This is a genomic window from Yoonia sp. 72 (assembly GCF_034652275.1).
GTDB lineage: Bacteria > Pseudomonadota > Alphaproteobacteria > Rhodobacterales > Rhodobacteraceae > Yoonia.
In genome coordinates, this window is sequence record NZ_JAXIWG010000003.1 from 127,926 (window position 1) to 143,702 (window position 15,777).

The following is a 15,777-nucleotide window of genomic DNA, read 5'->3' on the forward strand; positions in this document are numbered from 1 at the left end:
TACCGCCCGCGTTTGCAAGTCGAAAAGGCGTTATTCGCAGGTGTATTGGGTGTTCATCGCCGCATCGATCTGGCGGATGACGGCCCAGTTTTCCTGGAAAGTGATCGGGATGAACTGGGCTTCGCCAGAGGCGCTGAATTCCGCTTCCATGCTGGTGCCGGTCCAGTCGAAGCTGAAGAACGCTTCTTTCACGGCTTCCTGCAGATCGGGGTGCAGGTTGTAGACCGTGCCATAACCCGTCGTCGGGAAAGTGTCCGAGGTATAGATGATCTCGAACTGGTCTGCCTGAACGACATCGCGGGCTTCCATGCGGATCCGGACAGAGTTGGCGATGGCGGCGGCGTCATAATCGCGGTTCGCCACGCCAAGGATCGAATTGTCATGCGCGCCCGAGAATGCGGTCGAGAAGTCGGTGCCCGCGACCAGACCGAATTCTGCTTCGAGCAGCGCGGATGGGGCCTTGAAGCCGGAATTCGATGTTTCCGATGTGAAGGCCAGCGTGCGACCGGCCAGATCGGCGATCTCGGTGATGCCGCTGTCGGGGTAGGTGATGATTTCCATCTCGTAGCCGAACGACCCGTCGGCGGCCGCCATCATGGCGAAAGGACGGAAACCGGCGCAGGCGACAGCCAAGGGGTTCGACCCTGTGTTGAAGCCCGCGACATGCAGACGGCCTGCGCGCATCGCTTCGATCTGGGCGGCGTTGGACTGGACGGGGAAGAACTGCACATTCTTGCCGGTCACTTCGGCCATGTGGTCAAGGAAGGGCTGCCAGACTTCGGCATAGACGGCAGGGTCTTCGACGGGCGTATAGGCAAAGACCAGCGTTGCGGGGTCAAGCCACTGGCTTTCATCGGTCGGAATGTCAGCGATCAGGTCGCCGTCGTTGTCGACAAAGCGGTCAGCGAGGGCGAATTCGGCAAAGCTTGGCGTGGCAAGCACAACGGTCATCGCTGTAAGTGTCGCAGTCAGTTTCATGGCAGGGATCCTTTGCATCGGCAGGGTGATGCCGCCGTCACTGACCGCGCAAAGCAACGTCCAAGTAAAATCAGGATGATGTTTTTGTAAAAAATCCGCGCTGCCGTCCGGCGCGATGCGGCGGGTGACTGGACGATAAGCGATTGGATTTCCAATAAAACAAGGACTTTTCACGGCGCTTGGTTGAAGCTTGGCGATGGATGCGTTAGGTGCAGCCCCTTATCTGCGTGACCCACAGTCAAGCAGAGCCAGAAAAGAAAGGACCGATATGACCGACATAGCTGCGCCCGGCCAAGAGCCGCCGGACATCGAAGCGATCCCCGAACCCGAAGGTGACACTGAAATTATCGAGACCGATTATGACATCGGTCAGGATAATTTCAGTGGTGCTGTCGCGCTGGAACTGGACCTGCACAAGATCGTGTTTTCCGTCTCGGCCATCGCGATCATGCTTTTCACCTTCCTCACGCTGGCCTTCCAGAACGAGGCCGAACCCCTGTTCATCGGCCTGCGCGACTGGCTGACAGGCAACCTTGACTGGTTTTTCCTCAGCGCGGGCAACATCTTTGTGCTGGTCTGTCTGGGGCTGGTCGTCTCGCCTTTGGGCAAGGTGCGCCTTGGCGGGCCGGATGCAACACCCGATTACGGCTATGTCGGCTGGTTTTCGATGCTGTTTGCCGCAGGCATGGGCATCGGGCTGATGTTCTTTGGCGTCTCCGAACCGATGGGCCATTTCGATGCGGCCTTGGGCGGGATCGTTGTGGGCGAAGACGGGCTGCGCACCGATTGGGCGCCGCTGGGCGGTGCCGAAGGCAATGTCGAGGACGCGCGCCGTCTGGGCATGGCGGCCACGATCTTTCACTGGGGTCTGCACCCTTGGGCGATCTATGCGGTCGTCGCCCTGGCGCTGGCGCTGTTCAGCTACAACAAGGGTCTGCCACTGACGCTGCGGTCCTGCTTTTACCCGATCTTCGGTGAACGGGTCTGGGGCTGGCCGGGTCATATCATCGACATTCTGGCGGTGCTGGCCACGGTGTTCGGTCTGGCCACATCACTGGGGATCGGCGCGCAGCAAGCCTCTGCGGGGCTGAATTTCCTGTTCGGCTTCGGCACCGGCAATTCGATGCTGATCCTGCTCATTATCGTGATCACGCTGATCGCCATCGGGTCGATCATTCGCGGCCTCGATGGCGGGGTGAAGGTGCTGTCCGAGGTCAACATGGGCCTTGCGATCCTGCTGTTGCTGTTCATCATCATCGCCGGACCAACGGTCGCGATCCTGACAGGGTTTTTCGACAATCTGCTGGCTTACGGGCAATACCTGCCTGCGCTGTCGATGCCTTTCGGGCGCGAGGATGCGAACTTTTCCCAAGGCTGGACCGCGTTCTATTGGGCGTGGTGGATCAGTTGGTCACCTTTCGTGGGCATGTTCATCGCCCGCGTCAGCCGTGGCCGGACAGTGCGTGAATTCCTGATCGGCGTGCTGATCGTGCCGACGCTGCTGTCGGTGCTGTGGATGACTGCGCTGGGCGGCACGGCCATCGGGCAGGTCGTGAATGACGGCTATACCGCAGTGCAGGATGCAGCACTTGAACTGAAACTGTTTGAGATGCTGACCCAATTGCCGCTGACGGCGATCACATCTTTTGTCGGGATCATCTTGGTCGTGGTGTTCTTCATCACCTCGTCGGATTCCGGCAGCCTTGTGATCGACACGATCGCAGCGGGTGGCAAGACCAACGCGCCGGTGATCCAGCGCGTGTTCTGGGCGAGCTTCGAAGGCGCGGTGGCTGTCGCATTGCTGCTGGGAGGTGGCTTGGCGGCCTTGCAGGCGATGGCGGTGTCGGCGGGTCTGCCGTTTACCATCGTGCTGCTGGCGGCCTGTTATGCCGTTGTGCGCGGGTTGATGAACGAACCGCGCTGACGGGGCGTTGCCCATAGCAAGATCCCAAAAGGGGCCGGAGCCGATCCGGCCCTTTTCTTTTGCCGTAGCGGCGCATTTGCGGTCTGCCACGGCGTGCCCCATATAAGCCTTCTCAGCCAGCGGTTGCGGCCGCCTGCGGCCTGATGTGAAAGTTGCCCCATGACTACAGCCCAAATCCTGATCATCGCCATTCTGACAGCCACGATGGCGATGTTCCTCTGGGGCCGGTTCAGGCACGATGTCACGGCGCTTGCCTCTCTTATGGCCTGTGTGGTTGCGGGGCTGGTGCCAGCCGATGCGGCCTTTGCGGGGTTCGGGCATCCTGCAGTCATCACCGTGGCCTGCGTGCTGATCCTGAGCCAGGGTCTGCAAACCACCGGTGCGGTCGACTGGCTGGCGCGGACGGTCCTGCCGCGCGCGGCGGGGCGCACGGCCAGCCTTGCGGCGCTGATGGGGCTGGGCGCCTTGCTGTCCGGATTCATGAACAACGTGGGCGCGATGGCGCTGCTGATGCCGGTCGCGGTGCAACTGTCCGGCAGGCTGGATATGACGCCGGGACAAGTGCTGATGCCGCTGGCCTTTGCGACGATCCTTGGCGGGATGACCACGCTGATCGGCACGCCGCCCAACCTGATCGTATCCGGTTTCCGCGCCGAGGCGGGGCTGGGCCAGTTCGCGATGTTCGACTTTGCCCCTGTGGGTGTGGCCGTGGCGCTTTGTGGTATTGCATTCATCGTCCTAATCGGCTGGCGGTTGGTGCCAAAGCGCAAATCGGTGGCGGACGGTGATTTCGCGACGGGTGCCTATATGACAGAGGTCCGCGTGCCAGACGACAGCAAGGCGGTCGGCCTGACCCTGCGCGCCTTTGAAAGCGAGATCGCGGATAGCGATGCGCAGGTGATCGCCATGGTCCGCAGCGATGTGCGGATCACCGCGCCGCATGGTGCAAGGCGCATCCGCGCAGGCGATATTCTGGTTATGGAAGCCGAAGTCGACGCGCTGTCGGAAACGCTGTCGGTGTTCGGGATCACGCTGGAAGAACAAAAGGCTTCATCCGCCGACGCGGACAAGACCGACAAGACCGATGACGAAAGCGCCAAGTCCAAACGCGACACCGATATCGTTCTGCGCGAACTGGCCGTGTTGCCGGCGTCCAGCATTGTCGGGCGGTCCGCGCGCGACCTGCGGCTGCGCACGCGCTACGGCTTGAACCTGCTTGCCGTGGCCCGCGAAGGGCATCCGCCGCGCGCGCGGCTACGCACGCTCAAGCTTAAATCAGGCGATCTTCTGATGATGCAAGGCCCCGCCGAGGCGCTGTCGGATTTCGCGAGCGAGACCGGATGTGTGCCGCTTGGCGCACGCGAATTGCGCATCCCCGACAAGCGCATGGCGCTGATCGCGGGGGCGATCATGCTGATTTCGGTCGCGGTGGTCACCTTTGGACTGTTGCCTGCGGCGGCGGCTTTCACCTTGGGCGTGATCGCCACGATGGTGTTCCGCACGGTGCCGCCGCGCAATATCTATACCGCGATCGACTGGCCCGTAATCGTGCTTTTGGGCGCGCTGATCCCCGTAGCCGGGGCATTGCAGACGACGGGGGCGGCAGAAGTTCTGGCGCAGTTCCTTGTCGGCACTGTTGCGCAGGGTAATGCGGTCGCGGCGCTGGCCGTGGTGCTGGTCACCACGATGTTTCTGTCGGACGTGATGAACAATGCAGCGACGGCCGCTGTCCTATGCCCCATCGCCATCGGGATCGCGGCGACCTTGGGCGTGAACCCCGACAGTTTCCTGATGGCGGTAGCCATTGGCGCGTCCTGCGCGTTCCTGACACCTATTGGGCACCAGAACAACACCCTGATCCTTGGCCCCGGCGGGTTCGGGTTCGGCGATTACTGGCGCCTTGGTCTCCCGCTCGAGGTGATGGTGGTCGCGGTCAGCCTGCCGTTGTTGCTGGTGGTGTGGCCTCTGTAACATCCGACAACAGCCGTTCAGGCGCGATCCCCCGCTTTTCGGCGCTGGCGCGCACCGCCTGCTGCAACCTGTCACTGCGTTTAAGTAAGCGGCGGAACCGTTCCTCGTCCAGCACCAGCAGTGTCGAGGGCGCGATTGCCCGTACCAAGGCGCGGCGCGGTTTTTGCATCAGGATCGCCATCTGGCCGAACATTTCCCCCGGACCAAGCCGCCATGTCTGGCCTGCGACCTGCAATTCGACAGCGCCTGATGCGATAAAGAACACCCGCTTGGCGGCATTGTCCTTGCGGATCAGGATGTCGTCGGCATTGGCGTAACGGGTCTGGAACGCGCGGCTCAGCTGGCGCAGGGTGGCATCGTCAAGATCGGCGAACAAAGGCAACTGCCGGACAAGGTCGGACCTTTGCGGCGCGATATCAAGCGGCGGGCGCGTTTCCGCCGCCGCCCGCCGCTGCGTAAGGTCCTGCGCCAGCGTGGTATAGACCTCGGCGCCGATCAGCCCGTCATCGCGCATCGCGGCATATTCGCGTTCTTCCAACCGCAAGGCCGTGCGCCGGATAAAACGGCGTTCGAGTTCTTCGGCGTAACCGGGATATTGCAGGCGCAGCCCTTCGAGCGCGGTTTCCACCAGCTCGATCCGTCGGGCCAGCAGTTCCTGCAACAGATCGGCGACACGGCGGCCGTGGATGCGGCGGATGCGCCCGTCGATGAACACGTCCAGATCGCGCAGGATCAGCCGTTGCGACAGCAGGTATTCGAACCTGTCGGCTGTCATCCGCGCTAGCGGCATCGAAAACTTCAGCCGGTTGTGCAGGAACACCGCCGCGCGGAACGCCCGCCCATAGGTGACGGACCGTTTCGCCGCGCGCTGATAGCCGCTGCGCCCGCCTTGGCGCGCGCTTTCAATCAGGCGTTCGGCATCGGCCAGCACCTGTTCGGCCATCCGTGCCGAGATCGTCCGGTCGCGCACGCGGTCAAGGATCGTGTCGCGTTCATGCCCTGCCAGCGCGATCAGCCCCAGCGTGATGCGGTCACGGTCCAGCAGGTCGGCGCTTTCCTCGGCCTGTTTGACGGCCTCGTCCAACCTCTCGCCGAAACGCTTTGCCTCGGACCGGACAATCTCGCGCGAGAGATCGTAGTTTTCGGTTGTGCGCGCCACATCCTCGCGCACGGTCTGGAGAGCGACGGCCACCACCTGCCGTGACAGCGCGTCGTCGATGGGCGACAGCCGGTCAAGGCCCAGCTTGGCGATCACCCAGCGCAGGCTCGACCCCTGCACGATCAGCGTGAACAGCGTGAAACCCGTGGCAAGGATACCGACCACGCGCTTGACCTCCAGCGGCACGCGCGCGCTTTCGGTGACGGCCAGCGCCAGCGCAAGCGTGACTGCCCCGCGCAACCCGCCCCACAGGATCGCGACGCGATATGGCCGGTCCACCGCAGGCGAGAGACGCAGCAAGGTCAACAGCGGCAACAGGCCGAACAGGATCACGACGCGCGCGGCAATGGCCGCAACGATCACTACGGCGATCAGGGCAAAATCACTTGGTCGGGCCTCTTCCAGCAGGCGCGGGATGAACAGCGCCGCCAGCACAAAGATCAGCGCCCCCGCCCAATGTGCCAGCAACCCCCACACTTCGCGCAGGTTGGCCCATGATTGCGGGGGCAGGCGGCTGGGTCCTGTCAGATTCAGCGTTAATCCAGCGACCACAACCGCGATCACGCCTGACGCACCGATCATCTGTTCGGCACCAATATAGGCCAGATAGGGCAGGGCGACGGACACCGAGATCTGCGCCAGTTCGAACCGCGCAAACAGCGACATCAGCCAGACTGCGACACGGGCCGCCAACCAGCCCGCTACAGCACCGCCGAAGATCAGCACCGGAAACCGCGTCAGCGCGTCACCAAGGTTTGGGTCGGGCACGCCCAGCATCACAAAACCCATGAACAGCCCAAACAGCGCGATGGCGGCGGCATCGTTCAGCAGGCTTTCGCCTTCGATGATCCTGCCCAGCCGCTGCGGCGCGGAAATCGACCGGAAATTCGACACGACAGCGGACGGGTCGGTCGTGGACACGATGGCCCCCACCAGCAGGCAGGCCGCAAGCGGCAAGGCGCTGACGAAGGACAAGGCGTAACCGACGCTGAGCGTGGCGACGACGACTGCCACCACCGCCAGCACCAGAATCGGCACCCAGTCGTCCAGCATCCGCCGCAGGTTCATGCCCAAGGTCGCCTGAAACAGCAGGGTCGGCAGGAACACGTAAAGGAACACGTTGGACCGGATCGGCAAGCCAAGGATCGCCTCGGCCATCGGGTTCAGCGCATTGGTCAGGTCCGTGCGCAAGAAGAACAGCGCCGCCGTGGCGATGGCCACGCCCAACAGCGCAAGGATCACCGTGAACGGCACGCGCAGCCGGTCGGCCAGCGGCTCTGCCACGCCGATCAGCAGAAACAGTGACGCGATCACTGTTGTGATGAGAATGATGTCCATGATCTTGAAATATCACACAGATCAGGAAACGCATGGGCAAACTTGGCTGATCGGCGGGATCGACGCGGTTTTGCGCCTTGCTTGGGCGGTTTATTTGTAGACTGCTCGCCTGTCACCAAACTGGCGCACGCGCTTGCGCCACGCGCGATAGCTGCCGGGGGCCAGTTCGCGCCGCATAAGTGCTTTGACTTGATCCGGCGACAGGCCGTGCAGCGCGCGGATTTGCGCAAAACTTGTGTGATCGCTTAGCGCCATTTCGATGATCTCGCTGATCGTGGCTTGGTCAGGATCGTCCGGTTTACCGGTCATGCGAACCGCGCCAGCACGACGCCCGCCAGCGCGATATGGGCCAGCGTGATCGCGACGCTGAAACCGTGGAGCGCCTTGAACCGGCCTTTGGCACCCGTATCCGTGGCGGTGTTGATCGCGGGCATCAGGATCTGCCGTGCCGGCACCGTGGTCACCGCGATCAGGGCAAGCAGCGCCGCGCCGACCGGATCATGCAATGCTAGCAAGGCCGCAGCCACACCTGCCGATCCGATGACGAACAGATAGAAATGCGGAAAGGCTTGCCTGAGGGCGGCACTGGCGACCGGTCCGGGCAAAGCGGAAAACAGGAACGCCGCAAACCCGAATGAGTAAAGCACCATGCCGCCGAACAGCAGTGCAGTGACAAGGATGGCAAGGGTCAGGGTCATGCAGGCTCCGGTTTGCGGGCATGGCCCATGTAAAGGATCGCCGTCAGCGGTAAGGGGCCAAAGGTCAGGTCAAGCCGTCGGTTTACTCCACGCGGCCCAAGTCCGGTGAAACGCGCAGGCACCAGCCCCGCCGTCACCATCGCCTTGCGCAATTCGGCGGGCTTGATGAACATGGCGGGGTCATGCGTGCCGCGCGGCAACAGGCGCAATATATCCTCGGCCACGGTGATCGTGGCCAGCCGCGCCAGCGGGTTGCGGTTGATCGTGTCGAACAGGAACAGCCCGCCGGGGCGCAGCACGCGCGCGACCTCGAACATCACCTTTTGCAGATCGGTGACATGTTCCAGCACATCGACGCAGACCACCGCATCGAAACTGGCGGCGTCATAGGGCAGCGCCTCGCCCATGCCGACATCATAGGCGATGTCTAATCCTTCCGATCTCGCATGCTGGCGCGCGGCGGTGATGGCCTCGGCGGCGGGGTCGATCCCGGTGACCTGCGCGCCGCGCTTGGCCAGCGCCTCGGCCATGAACCCGCCAGCGCAGCCCAGATCAAGCACATCCTTGCCCTGCCAGTCGATCACTTTATCAAAATGCTTTAACCGTCCGGGCACAAGGTTCTTCAGCGTCCTGACCCAGCGGATGTCATCGGACCACCATTTGTCGGCATAGGTGTCATAGATGGTCAGGTCATTGCGCATGGGGTTTGTCCTTTTTCAATCGTGGCAGTGCATAAGGCACCTGCGCGCGGTAACGGGCGAAATCTGCACCATACCGGCGGGCAAAGCGCCGTTCCTTCATCCGCGGGGCCAGCAGGCAATAGGCGGTGTAGCTGACCGCCAGCGCCAGTTGATCCGGCGTCCAGACCGGCACGGTCCACAGCGTCAGAGCGAAAGCCACGTAGATCGGCTGGCGGATCAGCGCGAACAATCCCCGCGTGGGCATGTCGGGAAACACCGGCCTGATCCGCGCGAGAAGCGACATCCAGCCCAACGCGCCCGACTGCACCTCGGCGCCCGCATCAAAACTTGCCTTCATCAGCAAAAGCCAGCTTGCGGCATAGGCGGTGGTGATGGCCCAGAAAGCAATGCCTTCGGCCCGCCACCAGATGACGCCGGACGGTGTCCAGAGCGTGAACAAGGCCAGCAATTGCACCGAAGCGATGATCGCATAGGTCGTTGTCGCCAGCGTCGCGCCATGCGGTCCGGGGATCAGCCGCGCGAGCCATTTGCTGCCGCGCGCCGACAGAAAGAACGAATGCGCCAGCGGGAATTGCGCGATCAGCGCGGCATTGGCGAGTGCCGCCCAAGGCCATGGCACGGCGCCGAAACTCTCGCTCAGGCCAAAGAACATCGCCGCAATCATCGCCAGCACGGCGGCGGCAAAGGTCGCGTGGCAGATCACGCCCAGCACCAGCGCCAGCGCGATCCGCCCCGCCCCTGCGGGCGGGTGCAAAGCCGCGCTGATCAAGGCGATCAGCCGTGCGATGCGCGGATCAGCCAGCATCGCGCGCCAGCAGATCATCGGCAATCGCGGTGCCACTGGTCCATGCATCCTCGACCTTCGGCCCAAGGCACCAGTCACCGCCCAGATAAAGCGTGCCGGTATCGTCGCGCAGGAAAGGCGCGCCCAAGGCCTGCGTCACCTGCCCATAGCGCCACCGGTGCGCGGCGGCATAGCGGACCTGCGCAAGCGTCGCGCCCAGCCGGTCCAGCAGCAACGGCAGCATCAGGTCCGCAATAGCGTCCTTCTCCAGTTCCAGATGCGTTTCGCTGAACGCGGTGCTGGCTTGCGCCACCCAAGCCACCGGCCCTTGCGGGCGGTCAGGCTTGGTGCTGTCCTGCGCGATCCATGCAAGATCGGCGTCCGGGTCCCGTTTGGTGATGAAAGGCGCTGGCCCGTCGATCGCCGCCATCAGCGTCAGGTTGGGCGCATAGGCAACATCCGTCAGCCGCGCGACCAGCGGATGATCCGCCCCGATGATCCCGGCCACCTGCGGGGTTGGGACGGTGCAGATCACCTGCGATGCGGGCAGCACCTCATCCCCCAGATGCACCCGCCAGCCTTTGTCCTCACGCGACAGCCCGGTGACGAGCGCCTCTTGCCGCACGCTCAGCCCTGCGCCGATCCCCTTGGCCAGCGCCGACATGCCGGGTGTGCCGACATGCCCCGTCTGCCATGCGCCAACATGGCCGCTTGCCGCGAGTTCGCCCAGCACGGCCGCAAAACCCGCACCCTTGGCGCTGACATATTGCGCGCCATGGTCGAAATGCAGGCCCATGGCCCGTCGCGTCGCCACACGCCCGCCGATGCCGCGCCCTTTGTCGAGCACGACAACACCCAGCCCCGCATCCGCCAGCTTGCGCGCCGCGGTCAGGCCCGCGATGCCCGCTCCGATGACAATGATGGTCATACCGGCACCAGATTGGCCAGAACGCGGGGGATCTGCTGGCGCACCTTGAAGAAACCGGCAGTCGCTGACGGCCATATGGCTGCATCCCAGTCGCGCCGCCATTCGGCCAGCGTGACGCCATTGGCTTGCAGATAGGGTTTGGCCTCTTGCAGCCAGTCATAGGTCGGGCCACGTGTCACGTATGGCGTGACGATCTGCGCCACCCCTGCCGCTGCCGCCCATTTCGCAAGCGCGTCGGGATGATCGGCGCGCAGCGGAACGGCGGTCATGCCCGCGCGGGCGGCGGTGTCGGCCAGCGCCCCCGCCTCGAACTGCATCACCGCATCGGCCACTGGCAAAGGGGATCGCAGATGGCTGGCGGCCAGTGTCGCGCAGGTGCGGATATCGAGGTCGGCCAGATCGAAATCCGCAATCCCGCAATCCTCCTCGGTGATAAGCAGCGCGGTCGGCACGCCCGACTTCGGGGCTATGATATCGCGCAGGGGCAGGACAGAGGGCAGGCCGTCCGGTTCCGTCGCTTCCAGCCCTTGCGTGACATCGGCCAGATCGCTTGCGCGCGGTGTGAACCGCCCGTTGGTGAAGGTCGCGATATTGTCGGCCCGCGCTGGATAGGGCTTGCCGCGCGTGTGCAGCCCCGCCACCCAGCGCCAGCCCAGCGTGTTGGACGCGGCATCGCCATCCAGCAGGTGCCGGTAAAAGAAATCCGCCCCCAACCGCCACGGCAGCCCCAGCGTAAAGATCCAGATCGAGGCGAACCACATCCGCGCGTGATTATGCAGATAGCCTGTCTCGACCAGCTCAGTGGCCCAGGCATCGAAACAGGCCAATCCCGTCTGCCCGTCCATCGCCCTTTCCAAATCGCGCCGCAGCTTTCGGTCGCGGTCGAGCGCGGCCAGATCACCCTGCAGCCCCTGCACATAGCTGTCCCAGACCTGCGGGCGGCGTTCCAGCCAGCCTTTGAAATAGCTGCGCCAGATCACTTCTTCGACGAACTTTTCGGCCTTGTCCGCACCATGCGCGGCAATGGCGGCCTCGACCACCTCTTGTTCGGTCACCAGACGGCGGCGGATATAGGGCGACAGCTGTGACACCGCCTTATGCGCCCCCGCCCCGTGGTCGTAGTTGCGACCGTTGGCATAGCGCTTGCCCATCGCGGGCACAAAGGCGGTCATCGCGGCAAGCCCTGCGGCGCGGGTGGGGGTAAACTCGATCATCTTGGAAACGTCCTGCTCTGTCACCCCTATGGTGTGGCGCAGGCGGGCAAATTCAATGCGTCCGGTAATTTTCCAGAAGCGCGCGCAGATTGACCCGTGCGCGCAGCTTGGTCGCCAGCAGATACATGCCGCCGATCTTGCGGTGCAAAAACAGCGTCTCGGCGGGTGGCACATGCATCAGGTCGCGGTCGTTGCCGATGACCATGCCCATATCGCGCAGGCGTTCCAGCAGGTCCGTCGTGCCGAAATCGAACGGCGCATCCTGCCGGAGCGGGACCATCGCGGTGTCGAACATCCGCTGGATCAGGTCCTGATGCGGCGGCGGTGTGGCTGTGCCGAAATAGCCGATGTCCAGCATCGCCTGCCTGATCGCCCCGCTGTCGTCATCCAGCCCCGCATTCATCAGGTTGCGGAACGTGGCCTGTTGCGCGGGATTGATGCTGCGCACTGCCCCGAAATCCAGCAGCACGATCCGGCCCGTCGCGCGGTCCACGCGGTAATTGGCTAAATTGGGGTCGGTCTGCATCGCGCCAAAGGTGAAGAGTTCGCGCAACACCAGATCGATCAGATCGCGCGCCGCACGGTCGCGCACGTCCTGCGGCGCATCCACCAGCACATCGACCGGATCAGCCTCGAGATAGGTCATCGCCAGCACCGCGTCGGTGCTGAAATCGTCCTGCACCTGCGGGACCATGAACGCGTCTGACCCCGCCAGCAGATCACCGAAACGGCGCAGATGCGCGGCCTCGGCGCTGTAATCGGCCTCTTCGTGCAACTGCGCTTTCGCGGCGGCCAGCAGCGGGGCAATATCCATGCCGCGCGGCAATAGCCCCGGCAGGCGCATCAGCCCGGCGATATTGTCCACATCGCTGTCGATGCTGGCGCGCACACCCGGATACTGCACCTTGATCGCCAGATCGCGGCCATCATGCGTGGTGGCGCGATGCACCTGCCCGATGGACGCGGCGGCGAAAGGGCGCACCTCAAACGAGGCAAAGCGCTTGCGCCAGCCTTCACCCCATTGTGCGTTCAGCGTGTCTTGGAGCTGTTTGGGCGGCATGTGGCGCGCATCGTCGCGCAGGCGCGCAAGGATCGCGGTCAGTTCCGGCGACAGTACGATGCCGGTGTCCATCGACAGCATCTGCCCCATCTTCAGCGCGGCCCCGCGCATCTGTGCCAGCCCGTCGGTCAGCCGCAGCGCATTGGACGGCGTCAGCAACAGGTCCGCCATGCCGGGGCGTCGCCCTGTTGCAAGTTGCCGCAAGCCACCCGCCGCAACGCCGCCTGCGATCCCTGCGGCGATCCCGCCCATGCGGAATAGACGGCTTGTTCGGCCGGTCGGCACGGGTGTGCCGCGCGCTCTGTCATCGGGTTGGGTCACTGGGCACCTGTGGTCTGCATCACCTGCTAAGTGGCGCGGCGCGCGGCTTCGTAAAGGGCGGCGGTCAGATCGGCACGCGCTGCGGCCTGTGCCGCAGCGTCGGTCAGGCGCAGGACGTAGGACGGATGCCATGTCACCAGCACAGGCCCGTTGTGCAGGCCTTGTTCGATCTTGCCCTGGCGGTCCGCCAAGGGTGCGGCATTGCCGGTCAGCGCATAGGCGGCAGTGGCCCCCAGCGCCACGGTCAGTTGCGGCTGCACGAACCCCAGTTCCAGCCCCAGCCACCAGCGGCAATGGTCGATTTCTGCGCGGTCAGGCGACTGGTGGATACGCCGCTTGCCGCGCGGGGTGAATTTGAAATGCTTGACCGCATTGGTCAGCCACGTGTCGGCGGGGACAATCTGCGCCTCGGCCATCGCTTGCCCCAAGACCTGTCCCGCGGGGCCGACAAAGGGCTTGCCTTCCAGATCCTCGCGGTCGCCAGGCTGTTCGCCCACGATCATCAGCGCGGCATCCGGCGCGCCCGCGCCCCAGACCGTCTGCGTCGCCTTTTCGCACAATCCGCAACGGCGGCAGTGCAAGGCGGCGTCGCGCGCCTGATCCAGGCTGTCGGGCAAGTCCACCGCCTGCGGCATCGCGGCCCGATACCGCGTGGAAATCGCCGCCGCACCGGGGCGGGCGGGGGTGCTGCCTGCCTCGCGCATCCGCTGCACGCGGGCTTCGGCGTCTTTCAGCATGGCGGGGATCAGTTGCGTTTCGGGCAGGTTCTTCCAATACTTCTTGGGCATTTCCGACCGCATCGCATCGAGCTTGATCCGCGCGGGGTTGAAGATATTGGCGAAATAGGTGGCCCAGAGGGTTTCCGAGGCATCATCAGGCAGATCGGGGCGGGCGGCGGCAGGGCCAAAGCGCAGCTTGCCGTCTTCGAAATGCGCGGTCAGCTCCGGCGTGGCAATCATCCAGTCCATATCGGCAAAGCGTTTGGCAAAGAACGGCACACCGGGTTCCAGCGTGTGATGCTCGGGTTCAAACCAAGCCGCGAAACGGCGGCGGGCGCTGTCGGTGGGCAATTCGCGGAATCGAACGAAGGCATGCATCTTGTGAATGTCGCGGCGGACGTTCTTGGCCAGTAGTTGCAATCGCCGGCCCAAAGGATCGGCGGCGGACAAAGGATCACCCTCGCGCCGGTCGATCCGCCAGAGCGCCTGATACAGCAGCGCCGCACGGTCGGGCGATTTATGCCAGATCGCGGATTTGGCGATGTCGAAGAAGACAGCGGGCACCTTCGCCTGATGCGGGCCTATCTCGTCGGGCAGGGGGCTGGCGGCGAACAACCCGCCACCCCCCGTCCAGTCGATTAGATCGGGTGCGATCCGGTGCGAAATGGCGATCCGCGCCGCCGCACGCCATGCGTCCAGCGTGCCAAGATCGGGCAGCGTGACGGCGTAGGTCAAATCAGCTGCAACTGCTGGGGCGGCGGCGCGAAACGCGCGCGCAAGTTCACGCTGTCGGTCATCGCGGCAGGCGTCCAGCCGGGCATGGTGACGAACGCCTTGGCCTTTTTCATCAGCGCACCCATGCGCACCAGATCCTCGTACCGCAGGGCACCATTGCGCCGTGCCGCGATGATCCGGTCCACGATCCGCGTCCCGAAACCGGGGACCCGCAGCAGCATGTCGCGACTGGCGCTATTCACGTTCACCGGAAACTGGTCGCGGTGCTGCAGCGCCCAAGCCAATTTCGGATCAAGCTCCAGATCCAGATGCCCCGCCTTGGTGCCTGTCGCGATCTCCTCGGCCGAAAAGCCGTAGAACCGCAGCAGCCAATCCGCCTGATAAAGCCTGTGTTCGCGCACCAAAGGCGGCTGGACCAGCGGCAGTGCGGCGGAGGCATCGGGGATCGGGGAGAAGGCGGAATAATAGACCCGCCGCAGTTTATAGCCCGAATAAAGCCGCGTCGCGCTGTTCAGGATCGTCACGTCATCGGTGCCATCCGCGCCGACGATCATCTGCGTGCTTTGGCCTGCGGGCGCAAAACGCGGCGGGCGTTTGCCGGTGTGGGATTTGTCCTTGGCGGCTTCCCCTTCCAGCCGCACCTGCGCCATGCTGGCGCGGATCGTCTCGGGGCGCTTTTCGGGGGCGAATTTGCGCAAGGATGCATCCTGCGGCAGTTCCACATTGATCGACAATCGGTCTGCGTAAAGCCCCGCCTCTTTGATCAATTCTGGTGCTGCATCGGGGATGGTTTTCAGGTGGATATAGCCGCGAAACCCGTGATCCACCCGCAGGCTTTTCGCGATCCGCGCCATGTCGCCCATGGTCTGGTCGGGCGATTTGATGATGCCGGAAGATAAAAACAACCCTTCGATGTAATTGCGCCGGTAGAATTCCAGCGTCAGGGTCACGACCTCTTCGACCGAGAACCTTGCGCGTTCCACGTTCGAGGACACGCGGTTGATGCAATAGGCGCAGTCGAAAATGCAGAAGTTGGTCATCAGGATCTTGAGCAGCGAGATGCATCGCCCGTCCGGTGTATAGGCATGGCAGATGCCCGCCCCGCCGGATGACCCAAGGCCGCCCTTCTTCGAATCCCGCCGCTCTCCCCCCGACGAGGCGCAGGAGGCGTCGTATTTCGCGGCGTCCGACAGAATCGCGAGCTTGTCTTGCAAGGTCATTTTTACCATGACCCCACATTAATGTTC

Annotated in this window: 13 protein-coding genes; 2 read left to right on the plus strand and 11 right to left on the minus strand. The window is 63.8% G+C overall.

Annotated elements, in window-relative coordinates; translation table 11 throughout:
- Positions 1–30: 30 nt before the first annotated feature.
- Entirely contained in the window at positions 31–978 is a 948-nt protein-coding gene (phnD, locus tag VCK47_RS12955; protein ID WP_322890461.1) for a phosphate/phosphite/phosphonate ABC transporter substrate-binding protein, read from the minus strand.
- 268 nt (positions 979–1,246) lie between these two features.
- Here phnD and VCK47_RS12960 point away from each other — a divergent pair, with 268 nt between their 5' ends.
- Positions 1,247–2,902 carry a BCCT family transporter gene (locus VCK47_RS12960; RefSeq protein ID WP_322890460.1) on the plus strand — a complete coding sequence of 552 codons (1,656 nt, stop codon included), beginning with the start codon at positions 1,247–1,249 and terminating at the stop codon, positions 2,900–2,902.
- Between the two features lie 159 nt (positions 2,903–3,061).
- On the plus strand, positions 3,062–4,873 hold the full coding sequence (locus tag VCK47_RS12965) for an SLC13 family permease (protein ID WP_322890459.1): 1,812 nt from the start codon (positions 3,062–3,064) through the stop codon (positions 4,871–4,873).
- Here the strand turns inward: VCK47_RS12965 and VCK47_RS12970 are convergent.
- From VCK47_RS12970 to VCK47_RS13015, 10 genes are all read right to left on the minus strand, one after another.
- Positions 4,836–7,370, minus strand: coding sequence for a cation:proton antiporter (locus VCK47_RS12970; protein ID WP_322890458.1), 2,535 nt, complete (start codon positions 7,368–7,370; stop codon positions 4,836–4,838). The two genes, VCK47_RS12965 and VCK47_RS12970, sit on opposite strands and share 38 nt — an antisense overlap.
- Positions 7,371–7,460: 90 nt before the next feature.
- Entirely contained in the window at positions 7,461–7,679 is a 219-nt protein-coding gene (locus VCK47_RS12975) for a DUF2805 domain-containing protein (protein WP_322890456.1), read from the minus strand.
- Positions 7,676–8,068 (minus strand): DUF4149 domain-containing protein, encoded by a 393-nt coding sequence (locus VCK47_RS12980; protein WP_322890455.1) that lies wholly within the window; start codon positions 8,066–8,068, stop codon positions 7,676–7,678. Before VCK47_RS12980 ends, VCK47_RS12975 begins: the two co-directional genes overlap by 4 nt.
- Positions 8,065–8,769 carry a bifunctional 2-polyprenyl-6-hydroxyphenol methylase/3-demethylubiquinol 3-O-methyltransferase UbiG gene (gene ubiG / locus VCK47_RS12985; protein ID WP_322890454.1) on the minus strand — a complete coding sequence of 235 codons (705 nt, stop codon included), beginning with the start codon at positions 8,767–8,769 and terminating at the stop codon, positions 8,065–8,067. The genes VCK47_RS12980 and ubiG overlap by 4 nt, the downstream gene beginning before the upstream one ends.
- Positions 8,759–9,574 carry an isoprenylcysteine carboxylmethyltransferase family protein gene (locus tag VCK47_RS12990; RefSeq protein WP_322890697.1) on the minus strand — a complete coding sequence of 272 codons (816 nt, stop codon included), beginning with the start codon at positions 9,572–9,574 and terminating at the stop codon, positions 8,759–8,761. The genes ubiG and VCK47_RS12990 overlap by 11 nt, the downstream gene beginning before the upstream one ends.
- Positions 9,564–10,481: an NAD(P)/FAD-dependent oxidoreductase gene (locus tag VCK47_RS12995; protein ID WP_322890453.1), complete on the minus strand. Its 918-nt coding sequence runs from the start codon at positions 10,479–10,481 to the stop codon at positions 9,564–9,566. Before VCK47_RS12995 ends, VCK47_RS12990 begins: the two co-directional genes overlap by 11 nt.
- Complete coding sequence (locus VCK47_RS13000) at positions 10,478–11,695, minus strand: FAD-binding domain-containing protein (RefSeq protein ID WP_322890452.1); 1,218 nt, start codon at positions 11,693–11,695, stop codon at positions 10,478–10,480. Before VCK47_RS13000 ends, VCK47_RS12995 begins: the two co-directional genes overlap by 4 nt.
- A gap of 52 nt (positions 11,696–11,747) precedes the next feature.
- Positions 11,748–13,076 (minus strand): AarF/ABC1/UbiB kinase family protein, encoded by a 1,329-nt coding sequence (locus tag VCK47_RS13005; protein WP_322890451.1) that lies wholly within the window; start codon positions 13,074–13,076, stop codon positions 11,748–11,750.
- Positions 13,077–13,102: 26 nt separating this feature from the next.
- Positions 13,103–14,530, minus strand: coding sequence for a UdgX family uracil-DNA binding protein (locus VCK47_RS13010; RefSeq protein WP_322890450.1), 1,428 nt, complete (start codon positions 14,528–14,530; stop codon positions 13,103–13,105).
- Positions 14,527–15,759 (minus strand): putative DNA modification/repair radical SAM protein, encoded by a 1,233-nt coding sequence (locus tag VCK47_RS13015; protein WP_322890449.1) that lies wholly within the window; start codon positions 15,757–15,759, stop codon positions 14,527–14,529. Before VCK47_RS13015 ends, VCK47_RS13010 begins: the two co-directional genes overlap by 4 nt.
- Positions 15,760–15,777 lie beyond the last annotated feature (18 nt).

What these genes read in the sequence shown, in the direction of transcription:
- phnD (WP_322890461.1), bottom strand. Translation starts at nt 978, where the DNA reads ATGAAACTGACTGCGACACTTACAGCGATGACCGTTGTGCTTGCCACG.
- VCK47_RS12960 (WP_322890460.1), top strand. Translation starts at nt 1,247, where the DNA reads ATGACCGACATAGCTGCGCCCGGCCAAGAGCCGCCGGACATCGAAGCG.
- VCK47_RS12965 (WP_322890459.1), top strand. Translation starts at nt 3,062, where the DNA reads ATGACTACAGCCCAAATCCTGATCATCGCCATTCTGACAGCCACGATG.
- VCK47_RS12970 (WP_322890458.1), bottom strand. Translation starts at nt 7,370, where the DNA reads ATGGACATCATTCTCATCACAACAGTGATCGCGTCACTGTTTCTGCTG.
- VCK47_RS12975 (WP_322890456.1), bottom strand. Translation starts at nt 7,679, where the DNA reads ATGACCGGTAAACCGGACGATCCTGACCAAGCCACGATCAGCGAGATC.
- VCK47_RS12980 (WP_322890455.1), bottom strand. Translation starts at nt 8,068, where the DNA reads ATGACCCTGACCCTTGCCATCCTTGTCACTGCACTGCTGTTCGGCGGC.
- ubiG (WP_322890454.1), bottom strand. Translation starts at nt 8,769, where the DNA reads ATGCGCAATGACCTGACCATCTATGACACCTATGCCGACAAATGGTGG.
- VCK47_RS12990 (WP_322890697.1), bottom strand. Translation starts at nt 9,574, where the DNA reads ATGCTGGCTGATCCGCGCATCGCACGGCTGATCGCCTTGATCAGCGCG.
- VCK47_RS12995 (WP_322890453.1), bottom strand. Translation starts at nt 10,481, where the DNA reads ATGACCATCATTGTCATCGGAGCGGGCATCGCGGGCCTGACCGCGGCG.
- VCK47_RS13000 (WP_322890452.1), bottom strand. Translation starts at nt 11,695, where the DNA reads ATGATCGAGTTTACCCCCACCCGCGCCGCAGGGCTTGCCGCGATGACC.
- VCK47_RS13015 (WP_322890449.1), bottom strand. Translation starts at nt 15,759, where the DNA reads ATGGTAAAAATGACCTTGCAAGACAAGCTCGCGATTCTGTCGGACGCC.